The organism is Pseudorhizobium sp. NPDC055634 (genome assembly GCF_053618655.1).
The window spans coordinates 106,609-131,959 of sequence record NZ_JBSHHW010000012.1 but is presented as its reverse complement, the minus strand read 5'-3'; the positions used below and the strand labels follow the sequence as shown (position 1 = coordinate 131,959).

23 protein-coding genes are annotated in these 25,351 nt (G+C 66.1%); 9 read left to right on the top strand and 14 right to left on the bottom strand.

Going from position 1 to position 25,351, the window contains the following annotated elements; genetic code table 11:
- Positions 1–56: 56 nt before the first annotated feature.
- From ACWGPT_RS18320 to ACWGPT_RS18310, 3 genes are all read right to left on the bottom strand, one after another.
- Complete coding sequence (locus ACWGPT_RS18320; protein ID WP_452607065.1) at positions 57–1,478, bottom strand: FAD-binding oxidoreductase; 1,422 nt, start codon at positions 1,476–1,478, stop codon at positions 57–59.
- A 675-nt stretch (positions 1,479–2,153) separates the two neighbouring features.
- Entirely contained in the window at positions 2,154–5,321 is a 3,168-nt protein-coding gene (locus tag ACWGPT_RS18315) for an efflux RND transporter permease subunit (protein WP_452607064.1), read from the bottom strand.
- Complete coding sequence (locus ACWGPT_RS18310) at positions 5,318–6,490, bottom strand: efflux RND transporter periplasmic adaptor subunit (protein ID WP_452607063.1); 1,173 nt, start codon at positions 6,488–6,490, stop codon at positions 5,318–5,320. Before ACWGPT_RS18310 ends, ACWGPT_RS18315 begins: the two co-directional genes overlap by 4 nt.
- Before the next feature lie 295 nt (positions 6,491–6,785).
- Here ACWGPT_RS18310 and ACWGPT_RS18305 point away from each other — a divergent pair, with 295 nt between their 5' ends.
- Positions 6,786–9,275, top strand: a complete 2,490-nt coding sequence (locus tag ACWGPT_RS18305) for an ATP-dependent helicase (RefSeq protein WP_452607062.1) — start codon at positions 6,786–6,788, stop codon at positions 9,273–9,275.
- 7 nt (positions 9,276–9,282) lie between these two features.
- Here ACWGPT_RS18305 and ACWGPT_RS18300 read toward each other — a convergent pair whose 3' ends face one another.
- The 3 genes from ACWGPT_RS18300 to ACWGPT_RS18290 all read right to left on the bottom strand — a co-directional run bounded on the left by ACWGPT_RS18300 (position 9,283) and on the right by ACWGPT_RS18290 (position 10,276).
- On the bottom strand, positions 9,283–9,576 hold the full coding sequence (locus ACWGPT_RS18300) for a type II toxin-antitoxin system RelE/ParE family toxin (RefSeq protein ID WP_452607061.1): 294 nt from the start codon (positions 9,574–9,576) through the stop codon (positions 9,283–9,285).
- A gap of 2 nt (positions 9,577–9,578) precedes the next feature.
- Positions 9,579–9,827: a type II toxin-antitoxin system ParD family antitoxin gene (locus tag ACWGPT_RS18295; protein WP_452607082.1), complete on the bottom strand. Its 249-nt coding sequence runs from the start codon at positions 9,825–9,827 to the stop codon at positions 9,579–9,581.
- A 95-nt stretch (positions 9,828–9,922) separates the two neighbouring features.
- Complete coding sequence (locus ACWGPT_RS18290; protein ID WP_452607060.1) at positions 9,923–10,276, bottom strand: nuclear transport factor 2 family protein; 354 nt, start codon at positions 10,274–10,276, stop codon at positions 9,923–9,925.
- A 109-nt stretch (positions 10,277–10,385) separates the two neighbouring features.
- Here ACWGPT_RS18290 and ACWGPT_RS18285 point away from each other — a divergent pair, with 109 nt between their 5' ends.
- A complete protein-coding gene (locus ACWGPT_RS18285; RefSeq protein ID WP_452607059.1) occupies positions 10,386–11,132 on the top strand; it encodes a helix-turn-helix domain-containing protein in 747 nt (248 codons plus the stop codon).
- Between the two features lie 126 nt (positions 11,133–11,258).
- Complete coding sequence (locus ACWGPT_RS18280; RefSeq protein ID WP_452607081.1) at positions 11,259–12,353, top strand: amidohydrolase; 1,095 nt, start codon at positions 11,259–11,261, stop codon at positions 12,351–12,353.
- Positions 12,354–12,379: 26 nt separating this feature from the next.
- Here the strand turns inward: ACWGPT_RS18280 and ACWGPT_RS18275 are convergent, their stop codons facing one another.
- Together ACWGPT_RS18275 and ACWGPT_RS18270 are read right to left on the bottom strand one after the other, a co-directional pair.
- Complete coding sequence (locus tag ACWGPT_RS18275; RefSeq protein ID WP_452607058.1) at positions 12,380–13,714, bottom strand: tlde1 domain-containing protein; 1,335 nt, start codon at positions 13,712–13,714, stop codon at positions 12,380–12,382.
- 272 nt (positions 13,715–13,986) lie between these two features.
- Entirely contained in the window at positions 13,987–15,210 is a 1,224-nt protein-coding gene (locus ACWGPT_RS18270) for a YeeE/YedE family protein (protein ID WP_452607057.1), read from the bottom strand.
- Between the two features lie 258 nt (positions 15,211–15,468).
- Between ACWGPT_RS18270 and pncA the strand changes: the two genes are divergently transcribed.
- The 3 genes from pncA to ACWGPT_RS18255 all read left to right on the top strand — a co-directional run bounded on the left by pncA (position 15,469) and on the right by ACWGPT_RS18255 (position 17,237).
- On the top strand, positions 15,469–16,095 hold the full coding sequence (gene pncA / locus ACWGPT_RS18265) for a bifunctional nicotinamidase/pyrazinamidase (RefSeq protein ID WP_452607056.1): 627 nt from the start codon (positions 15,469–15,471) through the stop codon (positions 16,093–16,095).
- 110 nt (positions 16,096–16,205) lie between these two features.
- Positions 16,206–16,919 (top strand): AzlC family ABC transporter permease, encoded by a 714-nt coding sequence (locus ACWGPT_RS18260; protein ID WP_452607055.1) that lies wholly within the window; start codon positions 16,206–16,208, stop codon positions 16,917–16,919.
- Between the two features lie 3 nt (positions 16,920–16,922).
- Positions 16,923–17,237, top strand: coding sequence for an AzlD family protein (locus ACWGPT_RS18255; RefSeq protein ID WP_452607054.1), 315 nt, complete (start codon positions 16,923–16,925; stop codon positions 17,235–17,237).
- Positions 17,238–17,247: 10 nt separating this feature from the next.
- On the opposite strand, the gene ACWGPT_RS18250 is transcribed toward ACWGPT_RS18255, so the two are convergent.
- Positions 17,248–19,074, bottom strand: a complete 1,827-nt coding sequence (locus ACWGPT_RS18250) for an aminopeptidase P family protein (RefSeq protein WP_452607053.1) — start codon at positions 19,072–19,074, stop codon at positions 17,248–17,250.
- Positions 19,075–19,327: 253 nt separating this feature from the next.
- Between ACWGPT_RS18250 and ACWGPT_RS18245 the strand changes: the two genes are divergently transcribed.
- Positions 19,328–19,501 carry a hypothetical protein gene (locus ACWGPT_RS18245; RefSeq protein ID WP_452607052.1) on the top strand — a complete coding sequence of 58 codons (174 nt, stop codon included), beginning with the start codon at positions 19,328–19,330 and terminating at the stop codon, positions 19,499–19,501.
- A 211-nt stretch (positions 19,502–19,712) separates the two neighbouring features.
- Here ACWGPT_RS18245 and ACWGPT_RS18240 read toward each other — a convergent pair whose 3' ends face one another.
- From ACWGPT_RS18240 to ACWGPT_RS18230, 3 genes are all read right to left on the bottom strand, one after another.
- A complete protein-coding gene (locus tag ACWGPT_RS18240) occupies positions 19,713–20,594 on the bottom strand; it encodes a 50S ribosomal protein L11 methyltransferase (protein WP_452607051.1) in 882 nt (293 codons plus the stop codon).
- An 89-nt stretch (positions 20,595–20,683) separates the two neighbouring features.
- Positions 20,684–21,283: an SCO family protein gene (locus ACWGPT_RS18235; protein ID WP_452607050.1), complete on the bottom strand. Its 600-nt coding sequence runs from the start codon at positions 21,281–21,283 to the stop codon at positions 20,684–20,686.
- Positions 21,284–21,403: 120 nt separating this feature from the next.
- Positions 21,404–21,562: a hypothetical protein gene (locus ACWGPT_RS18230; protein ID WP_452607049.1), complete on the bottom strand. Its 159-nt coding sequence runs from the start codon at positions 21,560–21,562 to the stop codon at positions 21,404–21,406.
- A 292-nt stretch (positions 21,563–21,854) separates the two neighbouring features.
- Between ACWGPT_RS18230 and ACWGPT_RS18225 the strand changes: the two genes are divergently transcribed.
- Positions 21,855–22,322 carry a chemotaxis protein CheW gene (locus ACWGPT_RS18225; protein ID WP_052638696.1) on the top strand — a complete coding sequence of 156 codons (468 nt, stop codon included), beginning with the start codon at positions 21,855–21,857 and terminating at the stop codon, positions 22,320–22,322.
- Between the two features lie 163 nt (positions 22,323–22,485).
- The gene (locus ACWGPT_RS18220) at positions 22,486–24,144 is read left to right on the top strand and encodes an FAD-binding dehydrogenase (protein ID WP_452607048.1); all 1,659 of its coding nucleotides are present in this window, start codon (positions 22,486–22,488) and stop codon (positions 24,142–24,144) included.
- Positions 24,145–24,148: 4 nt separating this feature from the next.
- Here ACWGPT_RS18220 and ACWGPT_RS18215 read toward each other — a convergent pair whose 3' ends face one another.
- Both ACWGPT_RS18215 and ACWGPT_RS18210 read right to left on the bottom strand, forming a co-directional pair.
- A complete protein-coding gene (locus ACWGPT_RS18215) occupies positions 24,149–24,640 on the bottom strand; it encodes a CreA family protein (RefSeq protein ID WP_452607080.1) in 492 nt (163 codons plus the stop codon).
- Between the two features lie 69 nt (positions 24,641–24,709).
- Complete coding sequence (locus ACWGPT_RS18210) at positions 24,710–25,300, bottom strand: 3'-5' exonuclease (protein WP_452607047.1); 591 nt, start codon at positions 25,298–25,300, stop codon at positions 24,710–24,712.
- Positions 25,301–25,351 lie beyond the last annotated feature (51 nt).

Here is a 25,351-nt window from a genome sequence, read left to right as displayed (position 1 = left end):
TCAGAAAAAGACTAGTCCCACCCGACGCCCGGACAAGTCAAGGCATTGCGCGCCGCTCACCCCCGTGCCTGCGGGGGGAAGATCTTGCCGGGATTGAAGATATTGTCCGGATCGAGGCTCTGCTTGATGGATCGCATCAGGGCAACGGCCCCGCCGAATTCCTTTTCCAGAAAACCCATCTTACCCTGGCCGATGCCATGCTCGCCGGTGCATGTCCCACCCATTTCGAGCGCCCGGGCGTTGAGACGCGCGACGAAGGCTTCGGCGCGATGGACGTCGGCCGGGTCCTTGTCGTCGAACAGGATCAGCACGTGGAAATTGCCGTCGCCCGCATGGCCGACGATCGGCGCGAGGAAGCCGTGCTCGGCGATATCGGCCTGGGTCTCCACCACGCATTCGGCAAGTCGCGATATCGGCACGCAGACGTCGGTCGACAGGCCGTTGAGATGCGGGGCGAGCGCGCGCGAGGCCCAGTAGGCGTTATGGCGCGCCTTCCACAGCCGGTTCCGTTCCTCGGCGTCCTGGGTGAAGCTGAAGCTGTCCCCGCCGCAATCCGCGGCGATCTCGGAAAACTGCGCCGACTGCAACGCGACGGTCTCCTCCGTGCCGTGGAATTCGAGAAAGAGCGTCGGCTTCTCCGCGTAGGACAGTCCGGAATAGCTGTTGCAGGCGCGCATCTGCATCTCGTCGAGCAGTTCGATGCGGGCGACGGGAATGCCCATCTGGATGGTCATGACCACCGCGTCGCAGGCCGCCTTCACCGACGGGAATGCGCAGACCCCGCCGCCGATCTTTTCCGGAATCCCCTGGAGCCGCAGCGTGATCGAGGTGATCACGCCGAGCGTGCCTTCCGCTCCGACGAAGAGCCGCGTCAGGTCGTAGCCGGCCGCGGACTTGCGCGCCCGCTGGGCGGTGCGGATTTCCTCGCCATCGGCGGTGACGACGGTCAGCGACAGCACATTGTCCTTCATCGTGCCGTAGCGCACCGCATTGGTGCCGGAAGCGCGCGTCGCCGCCATGCCGCCGATCGAGGCGTTCGCCCCCGGATCGATGGGGAAGAACAGGCCGGTGGCGCGCAGTTCCGTGTTGAGCTGCTCGCGGGTCACGCCCGGTTCGACGACCACGTCGAGGTCCTCGGCATTGATCTCGAGAACACGGTTCATGCGGCTGAAATCGATGGAAATGCCGCCGTTCGGCGCATTGATCTGGCCCTCGAGCGACGACCCCGTCCCGAACGGAATGACGGGGACCTTGTGGGCGGCGCAGATCCTGACGATCGCCTTCACATCCTCCGCGCTTTCGACGAAGGCGACTCCGTCGGGCAGTTGCGCCGGAAGATAGGTCGTGGTGTGGGCATGTTGCTCGCGAAAAGCCTGGCTTGTCTGGAATCGCTCGCCGAACTGCTGCTTGAGGAGGCCGAGCACGGCGGCGATCCCCTCCTCGTTGCGAATGCCGGCCTTAACGTCGTTGAGCGCCATCGGTATCTTTCCCCCGCAAAATGTCTCCACCGGTTAGGCAACGGATACGGCTTTGTCCAGAACCGCAGGCCCGTCGATCGCCCCATGCGACAAATCGGCAGGAGGACGACGGACTCCTCCCTTGGCGTTCCGGGGATCTACATGCGCCCGTCCGGAGCAGGACGGTTGAGCTCTTTTCATTCCCGGTTCTACCGGGGGTCGGCCGGGACACGTCGTGTGTCTCTTATTTAGTTTTTATGTGACACGCGACGTGTCCCGTTCAGTGTTCTTTGCCAGCGCAACTCCGGTTCCTCTGCGCCGGCCCCATAGTGTTCTCATTATCGGGACCGCTTTGTGTGCGGCACACGCACGCCTCGCGATGCAAGAGGGGAACCACTTTCTGCGCAGCCTGCAGAACCGGCTTGCATCACCGCAAGTCCTGCAGGCACCGGCCCCGCTTCGCCGGCGATGCGTGACCGGTGTAGCCGAAGCGGGACGGCAGAACTCTAGCGGCAGCGAAAGCCCCGGGGATGAAGGGGGATGAGATTCCACCTATACCGCTGTTGCCATTGGCATGGAGGCCTGAAACCATCCCCGCGGCGCGGGGTGCCTAAATGGCCGGGGGCATGAAACCCCGGCTAAAGGAAGCCGATCAACCGGAATGGATGACTTAGGCCGCGCGGCTTGTGGCCGATGTCATTCCGCGGCCAACAGCGGCCGGTCGCCGTCCTCGTTCGCCTCCCGCCGGGTGGCGATCGCAAGCTCCTGGTGCAGGCGCCGTTCCTCGTGAACATGCGGCCTGGAGAACCGGGCGATGAGCACGTAGGCCACCGGCGTGATGAGCAGCGTGACGGCGGTGGCGAGCCCCAGCCCGCCGACGATCACCCAGCCGAGCGCAATGCGTGCCTCGGCACCCGCACCCTGGGCGAGGACCAGCGGCAGGCCGCCGATGACGGTTGCGATCATCGTCATCATCACCGGCCGCAGGCGGATGCTGCAGGCACGCTCGATCGCATCGCGCACCCCTGCCCCGTCATCGCGGAGCTGGTTGGCGAATTCGACGATCAGGATGCCGTTCTTCGCCATCACCCCGACCAGAAGCACGAGGCCGATCTGACTGTAGACGTTGAGGCTGGTCCCCGTCAGGATCAGCGCGAAGACCGCGCAGGCAAGCCCGAGCGGGACGGTCGACATGATGATCAGCGACGACAGGACGCTCTCGAACTGCGCCGCGAGCACCAGGAAGATGATGACGATCGCAAAGCCGAAGGTCATCAGCATGCCCGAGGAATTCTCCTCCAGCGTGGCGGCTTCGGCGAGCGGCAGCAGGCGGGCGCCGGCCGGCATAAGCGGCCTGGCCATTTCCTCCACGGCCAGCACAGCCTCGCCGAGCGTCACCCCGTCGCGCAGGTTGCCCGAGAAGGAGACCGACGGCAGCTGCTGCTCGCGGTTGAGTTCCGGCGCCACCGCGCCTTCCTTGAGCGTCGCGATGGTCGACATCGGCACGATCTTGCCGTCCGAGGCCTTGAGGAAGATGTTCTCGAGGTCCGTCGGATCGTCGATCGGCTGGGTGTTGGAGGTGAGCTTGACCGGCATCGCCTCGCCATCGACGAAGACGTCGACGATCGACCGCCCTTCGAGCAGGGCCTGCATGGCGGCGGAAAGCCCGGTAATGTCGATGCCGAGATCGGAGGCGCGCTCGCGGTCGATGGCGACCGAAAGCTGGGCCTGTGTCGGCTCGTTCGAGAGCCTCGGCGTATCGAAGAGGCCGCTGTCCTCCATCTTGTAGACGAGCTGGATCGCCGCCTGGGTGAGGCTCGCATGGTCGCTGCCCACCATGGCCATCTGCAGCCCGTTCCCGGCGCCGCGAATCCGCAGGCTGTTCGACTGGATGGCGAAGCCCCGGAGCGCCGGGACCTTCTGCGCGGCGGCGTTGATGTCCCGGACGATCTCGTCCTGGCTGCGCTCGCGATCGCCCCAGGGCGCCAGCGTCAGCACCATGAAGCCGCTGTTGGTGTTGCTGCCGAAGCCGGAAATGGAGAAGATGTTGGCGATCTCGCCCGATTGCCTGAGCGGCAGCAGGTTCTCCTCGACGCGCTGCATCTGGTCGCGCGTATAGTCGAGGCTCACGCCTTCCGGCGCCGTCAGCCGCATCATCACCATCGACCGGTCTTCCTGCGGCGTCAGTTCGCTGCGCACCGAGCCGAAGGCCCCGTAGGCGGCGGCCGAGATCAGCGCCGAGACGACGATGACGACCACCGGCGCATCGAGACAGCGGCGGAGGATGGCGGCATAGAGGCTCGCGAACTTCTCGCCGATCCAGTAGAGCACCCCGCTTTCGACTTCCTTGATGGGTTTCGTCAGCATGCGCGAGGCAAGCATGGGACAGAGTGTCAGCGCCGTGACAGAGGAAAGTGCGACCGCGAAGGCGAGCACGAAGCCGAACTCGCGAAACAGGCCGCCCATCTGGCCGGGCAGGAAGGAGAGCGGGATGAAGACCGCTGCCAGCGTCGCCGTGGTCGCCATGACGGCGAAGAAGACCTGCTGCGTGCCGAGGACCGCCGCGGCCCGCGGACCCATGCCTTCGGCGCGCCGGCGCACGATGTTTTCCAGCACCACGATCGCATCGTCGACGACGAGGCCGGTGGCCAGAACGATGGCGAGCAGCGTCAGGATGTTGATTGAGAAGCCGACGAGATAGATCGCGACGAGCGTGCCGATCAGCGCCACCGGCATCGTGACGGCCGGAATGAGGGTCGCCCGCCAGTCGCGCAGGAAGAGGAAGATGACGATCAGCACGACGGTCGCCGAAAGCCCGAGCGCGATCTCGACCTCGTGCAACGCCCCTTCGATGAAGACCGCGTCGTCGCTGGTAATGACGATGCGCGTCCCCTCCGGCAGGTTCTTCTGCAGTTCGGCGACGGCCGCCTTGACGCCTTCCGAGATCGTCAGCGTGTTCGACTGCGCCTGGCGGATGATGCCGAGGCCGACGCCCTGGACGCCGTTGGCGCGCAGCACGGTGGAGCCGTCATCGGGACCGAGCGTCACCGTGGCGACGTCGCGAAGGCGGATATTGTCCTTGACGAGGACGCTCTCGAAATCCTGTGGCGTCGTGAGGTTCGCCGTCGCCCGCACCACGATATTCTGCCGGTTGCTCTCGAGCGAACCCGCCGGAACGTCGAGCGCCGCGGTCGAAAGCGCGGTCGAGATATCGCCGACGGTCAGCCCGCGGCCGGCAAGCGCGGCCTGGTTGATGTCGACCCGGAAGATCTTCTCCTGGTCCCCGTAGAGCTCGACGTCGGCGACGCCGTCGACGGCGGCCAGACGGTCGGTCACCTCGTTGTCCACGAGAAGCGTCAGGTCCTCCATGGAAAGATTGCTGGAGGTGACGGCAATACGCATGATCGCCTGGGAATCGGAATCCGCCTTGATGATGCGCGGCTCGTCGGCATCCTCCGGCAGCTGGTTGGTGATGCGGCCGAGCGCGTCGCGCACGTCGTTGGCGGCGACCGCGATGTCGGCGGCATCGGTGAATTCGAGCGTCACGCGGCTCGAACCGAACTGCGATTCCGACGAGATCGACTTGATCCCGCTCACCCGCGCCACGGCACCTTCGATGATCTGGGTGAGTTCCTGGTCGATCGTCTGCGGCGATGCCCCGTCATAGGTCGTCCGGACGGTGATGACCGGCTGGTCGACGTCGGGGAGCTCGCGGACCTCGACCCCGAACAGGGCAGCCAGGCCCGCGACCACGAGCAGCGTGTTGAGGACGGCCGCAAGGATCGGCCGGCGCACGAAGAGCGCCGTGAAGCTCTGGCCGGGATCCTGCTGCTGCTGCGGTGTCTGGCTGTCGTGAGACGTCATTGGCTCGCGACCTCCGCATTCTGGTCCGCGCCGGCAACGCGGACGTCGGCACCTTCGCGGACGCGCTGCAGCCCCTCGATCACAACGGCATCGCCGGCGGCCAGGTTCGCGTCGACGAGGACGGTATCGGGATTGCGCTGGATGATGCGGACGCGGTTCTTCACCGACTTGCCGTCGACGACCTGCCACACATAGGAGCCTTCGGCATCCCACTGGACCGCGAGCGGATCGACCGCGGGGAAGGTATCGCCTTCGAAGCGCATGGTGACGCTGAACGCCATCCCGGCCCGCAGCACGTCGTCGGGATTGTCGATGCGGGCGCGGATGCGCAGCGTCCGGCTGGCCGGATCGACGCGGTTGTCGATCGCATCCACGACGCCGGAGAAGACCTGGCCGGGCCGGGCAATCGACGTGGCCTCGACCGCATGGCCGGGCGCGATCGCGGTGGCGAACCGCTCCGGCGCCCAGAAATCGACGAGGACCGACGAGCGGTCGTCGACGGTCACGATCGCCGTCTGCGTGGTGACGTTATCGCCGACATTGACCGGCACGATGCCGGCCACGCCGTCGATCGGGGCGAGGATCTCGCGCCGTCTGAGGTTCAGTTCCGCCGTCGACAGCTCGAGCCTTGCGGTCTCCTCGGCGAGCTGCGCGTCGAGCACGTCGAGCCGGGAGACGGAGCGGAGGTTGCTGAGCGACTGCGACCGCTCCGTGGCGCTCCGAAGCGCGACCTGGGCCCGGTCGCGGGCAATCACCTGCTCTTCCTTGTCGAGGCGCGCGAGGACCTGGCCCCTGGTGACCTTCTCGCCGGCGGTGACGAGGATTTCCTCGATCGTGCCGGCGGCCTGGGGCATGACCACCACGGACTGGATCGCCTCGCCGCTGCCGATCGCCGAAAGCCGGTCGTTGACCGTGCCGGTGCCGACCTCCTGGGTGACAACGAGGGTTGCGCGGCTACCGCCGGCACCGCCTCCGGGCCCCCTGCCCGGCGAGCCCGCGCCGCCCGATGCCGTCTCCGCGCCCGCCTCCGGGCGGATTGCCGAAACGAGCGACTGCGGCACGCCCATCCGCGCCAGCATGTCGCCGGCGCCTGGAACCAGGAAGACGGAGAGGCAAAGTGCTCCGGAAAGGACGATCAGACTGAGGAGCAACTGCTTCCAAATGCGCATCAAGGTCTCCGCTGGGAGGGTATATCGGACATCCGGCATGCGGCCGGCACACAACCGGCACTATGTATGCGGCGGACTATATACGCAATTGCCGCCCGCCATCCTTACGGATTTGTAACATCGCGGGATTTCACGCAATTGTCAGCCGCAAAGGCAGCGCCTCGGCCCGCCCCCCGGCTCGCGACGCCCGCCGCTGCCGGCCGCATCTTGATTTCGCCACGCCCATATGGAACCACGGGAATGAAAGCAGAACATCTTTTCTGGCCTTTCGGACCCGAATCACTACATTGGCCGCATGAGTAACGTTTTCGACGACATTCCGTTCTTCGACGAGGAGCCGGAACAGCGCCGCGCTTCGCAGGCAGCACCGCCCCCGCCATCCGCCGGAGGGCTCGGCATCGCCGCCCGCGCCATGGCCGCGCGCGACCAGAACCGCAGCGTCCCCGACTATCTCTCGGGCCTCAACCCCGAGCAGCGGGAAGCCGTCGAGACCGTGGACGGGCCCGTTCTGGTTCTTGCCGGCGCCGGCACCGGGAAGACGCGCGTGCTCACCACCCGCATCGCCCACATCCTCGCGACCGGCCGCGCCTTCCCCAGCCAGATCCTTGCCGTCACCTTCACCAACAAGGCGGCGCGCGAGATGAAGGAGCGCATCGGCGTGCTCGTCGGCGGCGCCGTCGAGGGCATGCCCTGGCTCGGCACCTTCCACTCGATCGGCGTCAAGCTGCTGCGCCGCCATGCGGAACTCGCGGGCCTGCGCTCCGACTTCACCATTCTCGACACCGACGACGTGATCCGGCTGATCAAGCAGCTGATCCAGGCCGAGGGCCTCGACGACAAGCGCTGGCCGGCCCGCCAGTTCGCCGGCATGATCGACAACTGGAAGAACAAGGGTCTGACGCCGAAGGACATTCCGGAAGGCGACGCCCGCGCCTTCGCCAACGGCAAGGGCCGTGAACTCTACCGCAACTACCAGGACCGGCTGAAGTCGCTGAACGCCTGCGATTTCGGCGACCTCCTGCTCCATCCGATCGCGATCTTCCGCGATCATCCGGACATCCTGAAGGAATATCACGCCAAGTTCCGCTACATCCTGGTGGACGAGTACCAGGATACCAACACCGCCCAGTACATGTGGCTGCGGCTTCTCGCCCAGCGGCCGAAGGGCGTGCCGCAGAACGTCTGCTGCGTCGGCGACGACGACCAGTCGATCTACGGCTGGCGCGGCGCCGAGGTGGACAATATCCTGCGCTTCGAGAAGGATTTTCCGGGCGCCCGCGTGATCAAGCTGGAGCGCAACTACCGCTCCACCGAGCACATTCTCGGCGCCGCCGGCCACCTGATCGCCCATAACGAGGGCCGGCTCGGCAAGACGCTCTTCACCGATCGCAGCGATCCCGACGACGAGAAGGTGCAGGTGCATGCCGCCTGGGACTCCGAGGAAGAGGCCCGCGCCATCGGCGAGGAGATCGAGCGGCTGCAGCGTGGCGACGCGGACGGCAGGAAGCATGCGCTGAACGACATGGCGATCCTGGTGCGCGCCTCCTTCCAGATGCGCGAGTTCGAGGACCGCTTCGTCACGCTCGGCCTCAACTACCGCGTCATCGGCGGCCCGCGCTTCTACGAGCGGCTGGAGATCCGCGATGCCATGGCCTATTTCCGCCTCGTCTGCCAGCCGGCCGACGATCTCGCCTTCGAGCGGATCGTCAACACGCCGAAGCGCGGCCTCGGCGACACGACGGTTCGCACGCTGCACGACTATGCCCGCGCCCGCGACATTCCCATGCTTGCGGCCGCAGCCGAGATCATCGAGACGGACGAGCTGAAGCCGAAGGCCCGCAAGGCGCTGTTCGACGTGATCCAGTCCTTCAGGAACTGGCAGGAGCGGCTGGAAAAGGTTCCGCATATCGAACTCGCCGAGCAGATCCTCGAAGAGTCCGGCTATACGGACATGTGGAAGAACGACAAGTCGGCCGAGGCGCCGGGGCGGCTCGAAAACCTCAAGGAACTGATCCGCTCCATGGAGCAGTTCGAGAGCATGCGCGGCTTCCTCGAGCATGTCTCGCTCGTCATGGACGCCGAGCAGAACGAGGATCTCGACGCCGTCTCGATCATGACGCTGCATTCGGCCAAGGGGCTGGAATTCGACACCGTCTTCCTGCCCGGCTGGGAGGAAGGCCTCTTTCCCCACCAGCGCGCGCTCGACGAGGGCGGCCGCTCGGGGCTGGAGGAGGAACGCCGCCTCGCCTATGTCGGGATCACCCGCGCAAAGCGCCGCTGCCACATCTGGTTCGTCTCCAACCGGCGCATCCACGGGCTCTGGCAATCGACCATGCCGTCCCGCTTCCTCGACGAACTGCCCGCCCATCACGTCGACGTCGCCGCCTCCGACACCAGCTACGGCGGCTATGGCGGGCGCGGCGGCTACGGCCAGTCGCGCTTCGACAAGGCCGAGCCCTTCGCCAACACCTATTCGACTCCCGGCTGGAAGCGCGCCCAGGCCAACCAGACGAGCGCCACGCGCGACAACTGGGGCACCCGTTCAGGCCACGCGGTGGAACGCATCGGCTACGGCGAGAGCGGCCCGCGCGGGCGCACCATCGAGGGCGAGCTGGTGGCGAAATCCGTCGCCGACACACCCTCGAAATTCTCCGTCGGCGACCGCGTCTTCCACATCAAGTTCGGCAACGGCAACATCGTCGCCATCGAAGGCAACAAACTCACCATCGACTTTGACAAGGCCGGCCAGAAGCGGGTGCTGGACGGGTTCGTGGAGAAGGTGTGAGCGGGCCTCACTCCTCCTCGCTCTCCCAGTTCTCATGGGCGTGTCGCACGCGAAGCACGAGGACCTCGCCGTCTTCCTGGATGAGGTAGACGACGAGATGCGCCTTGAATGGCTGGATGCGCACCGGCGGGAGGATCTCGCGGCGCTCCCGTGCCATGCGCGGATGGTCGCCGATCAGGGTCAGCAGCGTGAAGAGTTCCCGATGATAGCGTCCGGCGTGCGCCTCGCCGAACGCGAGGATGCCATGTTCGGCGATAGCGATGATGTCTTCTTCCGCCTCACGAGAAAGACGGAAGCCCACGATCAGCGCCCCTTGCCCCGAGCCCGCTTCTTCGCCGCGTCGAACAGCGCCGACGCCGACTGCTCGCCGATCCCGCTCGCCAGGCCCTCATCGACCAGCCGCTGCATGGCGGCGATCTTGTCGGAGCGCTCCTGGTCACGTCGAATGAGATCCCGGACGTAGTCGCTCACGTTCGAATAGCGACCGGAACGGGCCTGATCCTCGGCCCAATCCTTCATCTTGTCCGGAAGGGATACGTTCATCGTCGCCATGGCAAGCACCTCGTTTGCCGAGATGATGGCAAACTTTGTCATTCCTTGCAATCGGCGGGGGAAACACAGGCGTTCCCCCGGCTTTCGCTTCACCCCTACCCCTCCAGAAACCCCACCACCTCGGTTACCCTACCCATTTCGTCCACGCGCGCGACATCCATGCCCCGTGCAACGGTCACCTCGTCGGGGGAGACGAGGGTCCAGGAAAACCGGGTGAAGGGGCCGTGGCCGTCGGGGGTGCCCGAAAGTTCGAAGCGATGGCCGGGGAAAGGGGCGCGGGCGGCGGCGATCATGGCGGAGATGCCGGCGGGTCCCTCGCCCTCCATCAGTGGGTCGGCATAGCGGGCGGCGGGGGTCCAGTCCCTGGTCAGCGCGGCGGTCCGGTTCGCGTCGTCCACCTCGTTCCAGAGGGCGAGATAGGCGTTGGCGATGGCGAGATGATCGGTCATGGTCGTGGTCCTTTCGTTGATCACGGCGTCAAGGCGGGACCGGTCCGCGGTGCGGAACAATTACCTCCGAGGTAATCGCATTCCGGCCCGCCTCTGCTAGGGTCGGCGCATGACCCGACACGACACGCTCACCAGATCATCCTCTTCCAGGGCCGGCGTCGGCGCCGTGCTTCGCGAATGGCGCAGCCGCCGGCGCATGAGCCAGCTCGACCTTGCGCTCGACGCCGAGATATCGGCCCGGCACCTGAGCTTCGTCGAAAGCGGGCGATCCTCGCCGAGCCGCGATCTGCTGCTCAGGCTCGCCGAGCGGCTCTCCATGCCGCTTCGTGCCCAGAACCGCCTGATGATGTCGGCGGGCTATGCGCCCATCTACGGGGTCGAGGCCTTAGACGCGCCGGAGCTTGCGGAGATCCGCCAGACAGTGGAGGCGATCCTTGCCGGCCACATGCCCTTCCCCCGCCGTGCCGCTCGAACTGCGGATGCCGGGAAGCGAGCGGGTGCTGCGCTTCATCTCGACCACGACCGTTTTCAGCACCGCCACCAGCGTCACGCTCTCCGAACTGGCGCTCGAATGCTTCTACCCGGCCGATCCCGAGACACGGGCGGCCCTGATCAAACCGGAAGAAAGGGGTGCCCCGATGAGCGTTACCTATCTGATCGAGTTCGACGTGAAGCCTGCCGAGAAGGAGCGTTTCCTTTCGCTGCTGAACGGCGTTCTGGACGCCATGAGGACGTGCTTTCCGTGCAACTTGCCCGGCCCTACCGCACGGCCTGGAACGAGGCGCTGCCGGAACTCCTGGCATCGGAGCGAACATTCTCCATGTGGCAGCCGTTGCGAAGCGACACCGGAGCCTGAGCGGCAGCGCGACGCACCCCGTTGCACCGGATCGAGTACGGCGTTACCTCTCTTGAGGATAAGCGGAGGGCGGGCATGTTTCTCACCAATCACGACGTCGTCGAACTCACCGCATGACGGAGGAAGCTGCACTCCATGCCGGAGATCTCCGGCGAGGAGATCGCCACCGCAGCGGAAGTCCGGGCTTTCCTCGCCGCAACGTCGCCCGACCGGCTGATCCAGGGACTGGGCGGAACGGGCGTCGCCGCCGTCTTCGAGGGGGCGGAAGACGGACCGACCGTGCTCTTCCGCTGCGAACTCGATGCGCTGCCCATCGAGGAAATCTCCGACCTGCCGCACCGTTCGCGCGTCGCCGGCAAGGGGCACATGTGCGGCCATGACGGCCACACCGCGACGGTCGCCGCCCTGGCACGGGGCTTTGCCCGCAAGCGCCCGGGGCGCGGTCGCGTCGTGCTTCTCTTCCAGCCGGCCGAGGAGACCGGTGCCGGCGCGGCGGCCGTCATCGCCGACGAACGGTTTGCGGAAATCCGGCCCGACTATTCCTTCTCGCTCCACAACCTGCCGGGCATCCCGCTCGGCCATGTCTGCCTGAAGGAGGGTATCGCCAACTGCGCCTCGCGAGGGATGAAGATCACGCTGACCGGCAGGACGGCGCATGCCTCCATGCCGGAGACCGGCAAGTCGCCGATGCGGGCCATCGCCTCGCTGATGCCGGCGCTGACCGGCCTCGGTCGAGGTTCCGTCGCGGGCGGCGACCTGGTGCTCGCGACCGTCGGCCACGTGCGCATGGGTGAACCCGCCTTCGGCATCGCGCCGGCCCATGCCGAACTCTGGGTGACGCTCAGGACTATGAGCGACGACCGGATGCAGGCGCTGGTGGATGCCGCCGAGCGGCTGGCGATGGAGGCGGCGGAGAGAGACGGGCTGGCGCTGAATACCAGCTATCACGAGGTGTTCGACCACTGCGACAACCATGTCGAGGCGGTCGGCATCCTGCGCGCCGCCCTCGATGCCGAGGGGATAACGCACGAGCCCGGCGAGGCGCTGCGGGGGTCGGAGGACTTCGGGCGTTTCGGTGCGGTCTCGAAATCCGCAATGTTCTATCTCGGGGCCGGCGAAGGCCACCCCGCCCTGCACAATCCGGATTACGATTTTCCCGACGACCTCATCCCGCTCGGCGCCCGCATCTTCATGCGGACCGCACGCGACCTGCTCGGCTAGCGCCGTGCCGGCATCGCCGGCAAGCCCTAGGCGTCCTTGCCGCCGAACAGCTTGACCAGAAGGTTCTGGTTCTTGCCCGGCAGGCGGCCGTTATATTCCGGCACGATCACCATGTGGGTGATCTCGCCGCGGCGGAAGGCGGCCAGGAACTTGTCGTAGTGCTTGAAGGCGACGCAGCCGTGCGAATCGCCGGGGCGCGAGCGGAGGAGATAGGTGTGGGCGAGAAGCCCGGTGCGACCCTGCGGATGCTTGCCGTCGACCGAGGTGAGCCGGATCGCCGCGACGCCGTGGAAGGGCTTTTCGCGCATCGAGAGCTTGTAGGTGCCGGGCGGCGTCGGGCCCTTCATCTTCACATGGGTGAATTTCGGGTTGTCGCGCATCTTGCCGATGCCGGAATGGGCTTCCAGTTTGGTGCCGTTCGGCATGTGGACGACGCCGTTGGTGATGTCGTAGATCGCCACCTTCTTCGTGCCCGGGTCCGGGAGCGGCGCGACCTTGGGCAGCGACTTCATTGGGTTTTCGGGCCGCGCATAGGCGAGAACGGTCGAGGAAGCCTCGTCGTCCTCGTCGGCCACGCCACGGCCGGGCTTGGCAACGCGCGCCGCCGCCAGGGCCTCGAGCGCCTTGAACGCCGTCTCGGGACGGGAGGTCGGAAGCGGTCCCTGCATGGGAAGCGTGTCGTCCATGAGGGCGGCAAGCTCGCTCGTGCGCCCTGCCTCCTCCGCCTCGATCGCGGCGGTCTCGACCGCGCTCTCGTCGGACAGCACTTCGTCCTCGGCAGGAGCGGAGGCAAGCGACGCGGTGACGATTTCGGCCACCGGCACACCGACGCGCGGCGCAAGCGCCACCATCTCGTTCATCGCCTCGCCGAGCGCCTGCCTGACGGCTTCGGGGCCCGGCCGGACTGCGGCGAGAGCCTGGAACCTTTCGTCCTCGGCGGCGGATGCAAAGGCCGCGCCGAGCGTGCTGGCGACGGCATCGCCGGCCGGACGCTGCGAGAGGACGGCCGCAAGCCGCGCACCTTCGAGCCGCGACGCCTTGGGCGCCACGGGCTGCCGGTAGAGACGTTCGAACTTGTTGATCCGGATGGCGATGTCACGGGCCTGGGCCGGTTCGTCGGCCTGAGGCGCGACCGACGGGCGGACCGGCATTGCCAGCGAGAATTCCGGCCTGTCGGGCGCGCCGAAGCTCGGTGCGAAACTGCTGACGGTCGTGGTTGCCGCGAACATCCAGACGCCGGCGAGTGCGGCCGTCGCCAGAACCATCCGACCGGCGAAGGCAAGACGCGACATCCGTTTCGGACGTTTTGGAACTGATCTGGAGGAAATTGCGGTATCGAACGTGTCGATCTCTAGCGCCATGATACTCGTTACCCGATCATTCTGCCAAAGCCGCAACTGCGACCATGTCCATCTGCCCTGAACGGCGGCCGGAAGCCGTCATGCCGTTCGTCGATCGGATTAGAGAATGACGATATATGGTAACCAATATCTTTACGCCCCGCCCTCATTGCTGCTTTTCGCTCTATGGGGCAAACCTGCCGGAACTTTAGCTGAAATGCGGCAAGGCGGTGGCGAAGGCCAAAAAAGGCCGGCAATCCCGCACCACATCGGGGTGCGGGACCGGAAGGCGGTCAGCCGTCCACGCGGCGAAGCGAGGTGCGTTCCATGAAGAAAAAGGGACGCAGCCTGACGCCCAGGATATTGCCGGCGAAGGCTGCGACGGCCCACAAGTAGCCGTGCAGGCTGCCCGACGCGATCCCCGAGAAATAGGCGCCGATATTGCAGCCATAAGCAATCCGGGCGCCGTAGCCGAGCAGGAGACCGCCGACCACCGCCGCGAGGATCGAGCGCAGCGGAATGTCGAGGCTCGGCGCGAAGCGCCCCGCAAGGGTCGCCGCGAGCATGGCGCCGGCGATCAGGCCGAAATCCATGACCGAGGTCACGTCGGCAAAGACGCTTTCGGCAAGCGCCTTGGCATTGGCGGGCGCCTGCCAGTAGGCCCAGGCGGTCGGATCGATGCCGATCGCCTGCGCTCCCTTCGCGCCCCAGAGCGCGAATGCGGAGGTGATCCCCCAGGGACGGCCGGCAAGCGCCAGCGTGGCGAAGTTGAGAAGCGCGAGCGCGATGGCGCCGGCGACCAGCGGCCAGGGACCTCTCAGATAGCGGGCGAAGCCGTCACGGTGCGTAGCCGACGCCCGCTCCAGGCTGCCGTTGCGCTTCTTCTCGACGAAGACGGTAAGCGCGGCGATGGCCCCGAAGATCGCAAGCGAAATGACGATGCCGGCGACCGGACCGAGGCTGACCAGCGAACTCGGCGGCAGCGACGGCAGTCCCGCCCACCAGTCGGAGTGGATCGTCGCCAGCAGCGAACCGACGATGAAGAAGAGGAGCGTGACCAGCATGCGGGCATTGCCGCCGCCGGCGGTAAACAGCGTGCCGGACGCGCAGCCGCCGCCGAGCTGCATGCCGATGCCGAACATGAAGGCGCCGACGATGACCCCGACTCCGGCCGGCGACACGAAGCCGCGCACCTCGTTGCCGAACAGCGTTCCGGAGGCGAGGAAGGGGAAGAAGAGGACGACGGCGAGCGCAAGCAGTATCATCTGCACCCGAAGCCCCCTGCCCCGGCCTTCCGCGATGAAGACGCGCCAGGCGGAGGTGAAGCCGAAGGCGGCGTGGTAGAGCGAGATGCCGAGCGCGCCGCCGACCAGGAACAGCGCGCCATGGGTGGCGCCGTAAGTGTGCCCGAGCGCGATCGTGCCGGCGACGAGCACGACGAGCGCGGTGAGGCCCGGCACACTGATCGGCGAGACAGTATCGCCGCGCGGCGGCGTTGATGAACTGGCGATGGACATGGGACGGCTCCTGTTTGAGCCCAGTCTTAGCCCGCAGGGGCCGCGCGAGCGAGAAACGGCCTTCCGGCGCGCCTCGTGAAGGCGGATAATGTTTCCGCCGCTTGCAGCGGAGGCGCAAAGCCCGTTCTTCGCCGTGCGGCCCGCACCCCGGCGCGCCGGGGACGTTGCAAGGTCGTGCACCAAGGGAGCCACCAAGGGCTTGTCGCCGATCGGCGGCGCGGTATTAATCGGCAAAAGACAGATTAAGGAGAAGCCACCATGAAGGCCCTGCTGCTGGTCGATATCCAGAACGGCTTCTGCCCGGGCGGGAACCTGCCCGTGCCCGACGGCGACAAGGTCGTGCCCGTCGCCAACCGCCTGATCGAGGAAGGCGGCTACGACGTCATCGTCCTGTCCCAGGACTGGCATCCGGCCGATCACGGCAGTTTCGCCTCGCAGCATCCCGGCAAGCAGCCGTTCGAGATGGGCGAACTCTCCGGCCAGCCGCAGATGCTCTGGCCCGATCACTGCGTCCAGGGCACGGGCGATGCCGAATTTCATCCCGACCTCAGGATGGACAAGGTCGACTACATCCAGCAGAAGGGCGAGAACCCGGCGATCGACAGCTATTCCGCCTTCCGCGACAACGACCGGGCAGCGGTCACGGGCCTTGCCGGCTATCTCCGCGCCCAGCAGATCGACGAACTCGACATCTGCGGCCTCGCGACGGATTACTGCGTCAGGTTCTCGGCGCTCGACGCGATCGAGATGCTGCCCGGCGTCCGTGTCTGCGTCATCGAGGATGCCAGCCGCGGGATCGATGCCGAGGGCGTCAAGGCGGCGATCGAGGAGATGCGGCAAAAGGGGATCGGCATCGTCCGGAGCCACGAGATTCTGAGGGACTGACAAGGGCCGTCGATCGCCGGGACTTCACCAGAATCGATCGATTCATCAGCGCTATTGAATTGCGCCGGGCCTTTCCTCTCGCCTAAGGGGGGTGGGAAGAAGGAATCTCCATGAACCGCATTGATTTCAGAGAAGGCCTGCGGGGCGGCGCCATCGTCGCCCTGTCCTCGGCGCCCTTCGGTGCCCTCTTCGGGGCCGTCGCAGTGGACAACGGCCTGAGCTTCCTCGAGACGCTGCTGATGAGCGCGACGATCTACGCGGGAGCAAGCCAGTTGGTGGGGATCGAGCTTTTCGGCCAGCGGGTCGAGCCCTGGCTGGTGGTGCTCTCCGTCTTCGCCGTCAACTTCCGCCATATCCTCTATTCCGCGGCGATGGCGAAATATATCCGGCACTACTCGCTGCCCCAGAAGATTGTCGCCTTCTTCCTGCTGATCGATCCGGCCTTCGCCGAAGGGGTGCGCCGCGGCGAAAGCGGCCGGGGCGTGAGCTTTTCCTGGTATATCGGCTTCGGCGTCGTGGTCTATGTCTGCTGGAACCTGTCGACCATGCTCGGCGCCTTCTTCGGCCGCATGATCGGCGACCCGGCCTCGATCGGCATCGACATCCTGCTGCCGGTCTATTTCCTCGGCATGGTGCTTGCCTTCCGCACCCGCCCCGGCTTCGCGCCGATCGTGCTGGCAAGCGCCCTCGGGTCGGTCGCGGCCTATCATTTCGTCGGCTCGCCCTGGCACGTCAGCCTCGGGGCCGCCGCCGGCATCCTCGTCGCGACGCTGCTGCCGCTCCCGGCCCCGGCGGCGGCTTCGCCACAGGACGGGGAGGCCTGAACGATGGAGGGTACGCTCGACACCGGCACCCTGCTGCTGATCCTTGCCTCGGCCGTCGCGACCTATATCACGCGCATCGGCGGCTACGTGCTGATCACGCGGATGAAGGCAATCCCGCCGCGCATGGAAGCGGCGTTGAACGCCGTTCCCGCAGCCGTGCTGACCACCCTCGTGGCGCCTGCCTTCTTCTCCGGCGGCTGGGACGTGAAGATCGCGATGGTCGTCGCGCTCCTCGTCGCCCTTTACCGTCCGGGCCTGCTGATGCTCGGCGCCGGATGGGTTGCGGTCATGGTCTGCCGCCAGTTCCTCGGCCTCTAGAAGCCGGCAGTCACACCGGCTCCGTCGCCTGCACGAGCCACTGCCGGACCTTTTCGTCCTCGATCAGCGGCATGAGCTTTTCGCGCGTCGCGGCGTGATATCCGTTGAGCCAGTCCCGCTCCTCGTCCGTCAGCAGTTCGGCGACGACGAGCCGCCGGTCGATCGGGCACCATGTGAGCGTCGCGAAGGATTGCATCGGCGTGTCGCCGCCTTCGATCTCTTCCGCTTCCCGAACATGGATCAGGTTCTCGATGCGGATGCCGAAATCGCCGGGACGGTAATAGCCCGGCTCGTTGGAGAGGATCATTCCGGGCAGCAGTTCCTGCGTCGCCAGCCGGGCGATGCGCTGCGGGCCCTCGTGCACCGATAGATAGGAGCCGACGCCGTGGCCCGTCCCGTGGGCGTAGTCGCCGCCGGCCTTCCACAAGGCAATGCGCGCCAAGGGGTCGAGATCGCAACCGCGCGTCCCCTTCGGGAAGCGGGCCGTGCTGATCGCGATCATGCCCTTGAGGACGAGCGTGAAGAACCGCTTGCGGTCCTGCGGAACCTCGCCGATCGCGACGGTCCGGGTAATGTCCGTTGTGCCGTTGATGTACTGGGCACCCGAATCGATCAGGAAGAGCTCGCCCTCGTTGAGGCGCCGGTCCGTCTGCGTCGTCACGCGGTAATGGATGATGGCGGCATGCTCTCCGGCGCCGGAGATCGTCTCGAAGGAGACGTCGTGGAACGGGTTCTGCAACCTCTCGCCGACCCGCGCGCGTGCCGCTTCGAGCGCCTTGACCGTATCGATCTCACCGATGCTGCCGGCCGGCTGTTCGTCCAGCCAGGCCAGAAATTCGACCATCGCGGCACCGTCCTGCAGATGCGCCCTCGCCGAGCCCTCGAGTTCGGCGGCGTTCTTGCAGGCGCGCGGCAGTTTTGCGGGATCGCCGGCCTCGATCACCTGCCCGCCCGCCTGTTCGATCGCCATGCTGAGCGCGAACGGCGCAAGATCGGGATCAAGCATGATCGGGCCACGCCGCGCCCAGTCCTCAAGGCGCGCCGGAAACTCTCCCGGAGGCAGTTGCTCGGCGAATTGGGCGAGATAGGCGCGCACTTCCCGGTCGGTCTTGCGCGCGTCGAGGAAGAGCTGCGGCCTTCCCTCGGCCGGAACGATCGCGCGTCCCAGCGGATGGGGCGTATGCGGCACGTCGTTGCCGCGGATGTTGAAGAGCCACGCGACCGAGGAGGGATCGGTGATCAAAACCGCCGCCGCGCCCTTTGCCTTCACCTGCTCGACGATCGTGGCGATCTTGTCGCCCGGGAGCCGGCCGGCATGCTCCACCTTCTGGATGGAAACGGCCTCCACGGGCTCGGCCGGCCTGTCCGACCAGATCGCGTCGACGGGGTTGGCGCCGACGAAGACCAGCGTTCCGCCGATCTCCTCCAGGGACTTCCTCAACCTGCGCACTTCCGCCGCCGTGTGCAGCCACGGATCGATGCCGAGCCTGAAGCCCCGCGATCCGTTGCGCGCCAGCCAGAGGTGCGGGGGCTCGTTGACGAGGTCGCCCCCGGTGAAGACGCTGCCGTCCACCTGTTCCCTGAACTGCGTCGTATAGCGGCCGTCGACGAAAACGACCGCCTGCGACCGGGTGACGAGCGCGACCCCGGCCGAACCGGTAAAGCCGGTAAGCCAGGAAAGCCGTTCGGCCGATTCCGGCACATATTCTCCCTGGTAATCGTCCGCACGGGGGACGAGGAAACCGTCAATGTCAAGCTCCGCGAATCGGCCGCGCAACTCGGTCACCCGCTGGCGGCCGAACTGGGGGGCGGACTTGGTGTCGAACGACTGGAACATGATGTCTTTCCGGAAGGATGATTGATTGAAATTGGCGCGATACTAGCGGCCCGGGGCCTCTCCCGCCAGTGCAGGCAAGGAAGCGCCCATCAATTGTGCATCTGCCGAAGGCTGGCGATTACCAACCGGTCAGCCCATGCGCTGGGCGCATAACACCGATGACCGGAACCCTATCACTGCACCGCACAATAGCGACTATATATCAATCATCGAAGGGGCAACGAACAACGCCCGCGATGAAAGGATTTCGAAAATGGCCAACTCAATCTTCCGCACTGCCTTCGAACGCGTGGTCGCAGCGCGCGAGCGTCAGGCCAGCCGCTACGTCAACAACGTTCTCCTCAACCTGGACGACCAGACGCTGAAAAGCATGGGCACCAGCCGCGAAGAACTGCGCCGCAAGGGCGCGACCGGCTTCGTATTCTGATCACGGCCCGGACGGGCTTTCCTCCTCCCTCCCCCCGTCCCGGGTTTCAGAATGCGAACCAGCCCGCTTGAGCCGTTCCTCCCCGGCTCGCGGGCAAGATCAGCGAAAACCTGGTCTAGAAGGCGGTGCCCTCAGGCGCCGCCTTTTTTCTTGTCCCGGTACTTCGAAGAGGTCAGCCCTGCGGCATACGCAATGCTGCATCGCAAAAATACTATTGCCCGTGCTTCAGGTGGATCGTCACCCAGCCGTTACGCCACAGCGTGCGGACATGCCGCAGGTGAACCCCGTTATAGGCGGCCAGGACCTTCCACCGCTGCTCGGCAAGGATGCCCGACAGGATCACCGAGCCGCCGGGCGCAAGGTTAGCCGCAAGTTGCGGAGCCATCCGCATCAGCGGCCGGGCGAGGATATTGGCGATGATCAGGTCGAAGGGGCCTTCCTGCCCGAAGGCGGGCGAATGGAAGCCCGGCGCCGTGACCAGCCGCAGGCCGGAGGCGATGCCGTTGCGCCGGACGTTTTCCCGCGCGACGCGTACGGCGACCGGATCGATGTCGGTCGCGAGGATCGGAATGTTGCGGATCTTCCTCAGCCCGATTGCCAGCACGCCGCTGCCGGTGCCGAGATCGAGTGCGTTGCGGATCGGCCGTGCCCGGGCGACGGCATCGATCATTTCCAGGCAACCGGCGGTGGTTCCGTGGTGCCCGGTCCCGAAGGCCTGGCCGGCATCGATCTCGATCGAGACGTCGTTGGAGCGCACCTTGCCGCGATCATGCGATCCGTGAACGAGGAATCGCCCCGCCCGGACCGGCTTCAGCCCCTCGAGGGACCTCGCGATCCAGTCCACGTCGGGAATGACCTCCATCAGGATCGGCGAGCCGGGAAAGGCATGCGCCAGTCCGTCCGACATGCGCTGCCGGACCACCTCCTCCTCGTCGGCCATCATGTAGACCGACGCCTCCCAGAGGTCCCGCTTCTCGTCCACTTCCGTGGTCGCGATGGCGTAGTCTTCCTCGCCGAAGACCTCGGACAGGATATCGAGGACGCGCGGTGCATCCTTCTCGTTCGTGGTGACGTAGAGGCGGATCTCGCTCAAGGGGGCGGCTCTTTCGGACGGTTGCAGTTAGAGGGACCGATGCCACAAAGGCCCTGCCCCTTCAACCGGCAAGCCCAGATCGGTACCGATCAGCCGTTGATGAGGTTTTCGAGCTTCTTGACGGCGACATCGGGATTTTCGCCGTAGGAGATGGTGCCGACGAAGCGGCCGTCCTTGTCGAGGAGGAAGACGGAGGCGGTATGGTCCATCGTGTAGTCGCCGTCGGGGTTCTTCTCGTCGAGCGGCACCTTCTTGAAGTAGACCTTGAAGCCCTTGGCCATCTCGGCGACCTTTTCCGGCGCTCCGGAAATCCCGATGACGCGATCGGTCACGTTGGAAATGTACTGGCCGAGCATCTCCGGCGGGTCGCGCTCGGGATCGACGGTGACGAAATAGCCGGCAAGCCGGGTACCGTCCGGATCGACCTGATGCATCCAGCCGTTCAGCTCATAGAGCGTGGTGGGGCATACTTCCGGGCAATGGGTGAAGCCGAAGAACAAGGCGGTCGGCTTCTGGCGGAACGCCTGTTCGGTGATCGGCTGGCCGTCCTGCGCCACGAGCTGGAACGGCACGCCGAAGGGCGCTTCGGCGATCTGCTCCTTGCTCCGGGTCACCTCGAGCGTCAGCCATGCGAGGACCCCGCCCAGCACGACCACGGCAGCCCAGAGAACGATGCGCAGCGTTTTCATGTCTTTCTCTCTTCATGCCCTGCAGCAGGCCTTCGTCCATAGGCGAAAGGCAGCCCAGCCGCAATTCAATAGCGCCTCGCGCTCGCGTGCGCGCTGATTTGTCTCAAAGCCCGGTGAGGTTCAAAGGCAGCCCGAAAGGCCGGTCTCGGCAAGTGTGACCAGCATGTCCGAGCCATAGCGCATCCAGCCGTAGAAGGCCGCGGCGCTGAGCCCCGCGCCGGCCAGTACGGCAAGCGCGACGAGAGGCAGGCGATGCGATGCGGTTGCCGTCATGTCCATGGCCGTCACCTTACTCGCTATCGGACCGCGCTGGAAGAGCCCCTCGGGCACCATGGCTCCAACTCCGCCGGCATTAGCGGAAGCTTAACGTCTGGCGGGCATGCTTCCGGTGCGAAGGTGGATTCGCGAAGCGCAACCGCGGCCTCCCGGCCCGGAACGCGGACGAGCCACGCCGACATGATGTCATCGAGATGTTCTCGCGCTTCCGCATCGATATCCAGACAATCCATGGCAGCCTGAATGGCAGCGCCCGCGCCCGCGTCGCGAGCCCATTGGCAGGTGGGAGAAAAGAATGAGCAACGCCATCAAGCAATCGGGAGCCTATCTCGAAATCGTCTCCTTCCATCTGGGAGACCAGGAATTCTGCATCGACATCATGGCGATCCGCGAAATCCGCGGCTGGGCGCCGGTGACGCCGATGCCGCACACGCCGCCCTATGTTCTGGGCCTCATCAACCTGCGCGGCGCCGTCATCCCCGTCATCGACATGGCCTGCCGTCTCGGCATGAAGATGACCGAGCCGTCCGAGCGCTCCGCCATCATCGTCACGGACATCGCCGGCAAGCTGGTCGGCCTCCTGGTCGAGCAGGTGTCCGACATGATGACGATCCGCTCGGAAGACCTGCAGCCGGCGCCGGAAATCATCCCGGAAGCCCAGCGCGCCTTCTGCCGCGGCATCGTCGCGCTGGAGAAGACCATGGTCTGCTTCCTCAACCTCGACACGGTCATCGCCGACGAACTGACGCGCGAAGCCGCCTGATCCGGCCATTGCCGGAAACACCGTTCGAAGGAGCCCGCGCTGCGGGCTCTTTCCGTTTCGGGCGCCTCCCCGCCCGTGTTGACTTCCGCCGCCCGGCCGTTTCTCTTTGCCGGAAGACGGTGCCGCAAGACGCGCTGCAAAAAGAAACACGGAGGGAGGAAGAATGAGCGACGCATATGATGCGATCGTCGTGGGAGCGGGACTTTCCGGCCTCGTGGCGGCGTCGGAGTTGGCGGACGCCGGCAAGCGCGTCGCGGTTGTCGACCAGGAGCCGGAGCAGAACCTCGGCGCCCAGGCGTTCTGGTCGCTCGGCGGCCTCTTCCTCGTCGATTCGCCCGAACAGCGCCGCATGGGCATCCGCGACAGTTTCGAGCTTGCCCGCGAGGACTGGTTCGGTTCGGCGGCCTTCGACCGTCCGGAGGACTACTGGCCGCGCGCCTGGGCCGAGGCCTATCTTGCCTTCGCCGCCTCGGAGAAGCGGGACTGGTTGCGCGCCATGGGCCACCGCATCTTCCCGGTCGTCGGCTGGGCGGAGCGCGGCGGCTGGTCCGCCATGTCGCACGGCAATTCCGTCCCCCGCTTCCACATCACCTGGGGAACCGGCCCCGGCGTCGTCGAACCCTTCGAACGCCGCGTCCGCGAGGCAGTCGGCGCAGGACGTATCCGTTTTCTCTGGCGCCATCGGGTCGACCGGCTGGTCCTTGCCAATGGCGCGGCGACCGGAGTGGCCGGACAGGTCCTGGAGCCGAGCACCGCGCCACGCGGGACGGAAACCTCCCGGGTCGCCGTCGGCGATTTCGAACTCTCCGCCGCTGCGGTGATCGTCGCGTCGGGCGGGATCGGTGGCGATCATGAACTCGTGCGGAAAAACTGGCCCGCGCGGCTCGGCCCGGCACCGAAGAGCATGGTCTCGGGCGTCCCGAAACATGTCGACGGGCGCATGCTGGCGATCACCGAAGCGGCCGGCGGGCGGCTGATCAACCGCGACCGCATGTGGCACTACACCGAGGGGCTGCAAAACTGGAACCCGGTCTGGGAAAACCACGGCATCCGCATCCTGCCCGGCCCCTCCTCCCTCTGGTTCGATGCGACGGGCAGGCGCCTGCCCGCCCCCTTCTTCCCCGGCAACGATACGCTCGGGACGCTGGAGCATATCCTCTCCACAGGCCACGACTATTCCTGGTTCGTCCTTAACCAGTCGATCATCCGCAAGGAATTTGCGCTTTCCGGTTCCGAACAGAACCCGGACCTGACCGGGCGGGACTGGCGGCTGACCGCGAGACGGGCCCTCGGCCGTCGCGCCACGGGACCGGTTGAGGCCTTCAAGGAGAACGGAGCGGACTTCGTCGTCGCGCAGAACCTCGACGACCTCGTTCGCGGCATGAACCGGATTGCCGGCAACGATCTCCTGGACCGCGAGGCGATCGAGCGGCAGATCGTTGCGCGCGACCTGCAGATGGGAAATCCCTTCGGCAAGGACCTGCAGGTGATGGGCATCCACAATGCGCGCCGCTCGCTCGGCGACAAGCTGGTGCGGACCGCAAGGCCGCACCGCATCCTCGACCCGGCCCACGGGCCGCTGATCGCCGTGAAGCTCAACATCCTGACGCGAAAGACGCTCGGCGGGCTTGAGACGGACCTCTCGGCCCGCGTCCTCGACAATGGCGGGCAGCCGGTGCCCGGCCTCTATGCGGTGGGAGAAGCGGCAGGCTTCGGCGGCGGCGGCATGCACGGCTACCGGGCGCTGGAAGGCACCTTCCTCGGCGGCTGCCTGTTTTCCGGCCGGGTCGCCGGACGCGCGGCGGCAGCCGCTATTACCTGAACGGTCAGGGCTTGCCCTTCGTCCAGGTCACCTCTTCGCCGTAGAGCGGAACCGTCGAGATCGCCATCTTCGCGGACCCCTCGACGATCTGGCGCGAGTGGGCGAGGTAGACGAGCGTGTCGTTTTCCTTGTCGTAGATGCGCTTGACGAGCAGGTCCTTCCAGATCAGCGAGCGGCCCTGGCGGAACACCTCCTCGCCGCCCTTCGACAGGTCGATGTCGCCGATTTCGATCGGACCGGTCTGGCGGCAGGCGATCGAGCTGTTGGACGGGTCCTCGAACCAGTTGCCCTGCTTCAGCCGGTCGATGATCGACCGGTCGAAATAGGTGACATGGCAGGTGACGCCCTTCACTTCGGGATCCGCCACCGCCTCGACGATGATGTCGTTGCCGATCCAGTCGACGCCGACCTTGCCGACGACTTCGGCGGAGGCGGCGGCCGCGAACAGTCCGGCGGCAAGTGCTGCGGCAGAGGCGAGAAAGGCTAGTCGTTTCATCATCGGGCGCTCCGGTAAACCATCCGTGATCACAGATAAGTGCGCCGCGATGGGATGCAAGCGCCCGGCCTATTTCAGGCGGCAGGTGCAGGGATGGTAACCGCCGTCGAACAGCCGCCCGACCTTCATGCCGATCATCGCCGGGATGTCGCGGACATGCGCCACGCCAAGCGAATGGGCGATCGCGATCGCCGCCCGCGCACAGACGTCGGCATCTTCCGCGGCATTGTGGTGGGCGAATTTCAGCCCGAGATGGGCGGCGAGCGCGTTCAGCTTGTGCGAACCGAGATGCGGCCAGACCTTCTGCGACATCTTCACGCTGCACAGATAGGAAAGTTCGGGATAGCCCCGGCGGTAGAGATCGAGGCAGGCGCGCCAGACGCTGAAGTCGAAGGCCGCATTGTGGGCGATCATCACCGCGTCGCGGAAATCCTCGGCGAACTCCTCCATCACCTCCGGAAACTCGGGCGCGTCCTCGACATGCTCCGGGCGAATTCCGTGGATGGCGATGTTGAAGGAGGAAAAGCGCATGTCATGGGGACGGATCAGCCGCTCCTCGACCCGCACCACCTCGCCGCCCTCGATCCAGGCAAGCCCGACCGAGCACGCGCTGCCGCGGGTTTCGTTGGCGGTTTCGAAGTCGATAGCGATGGTTTTCAAGGCGGGACCTAACTCTGCTGCCGCAGCTTTAGCCCAACCGGTCCTGATTCG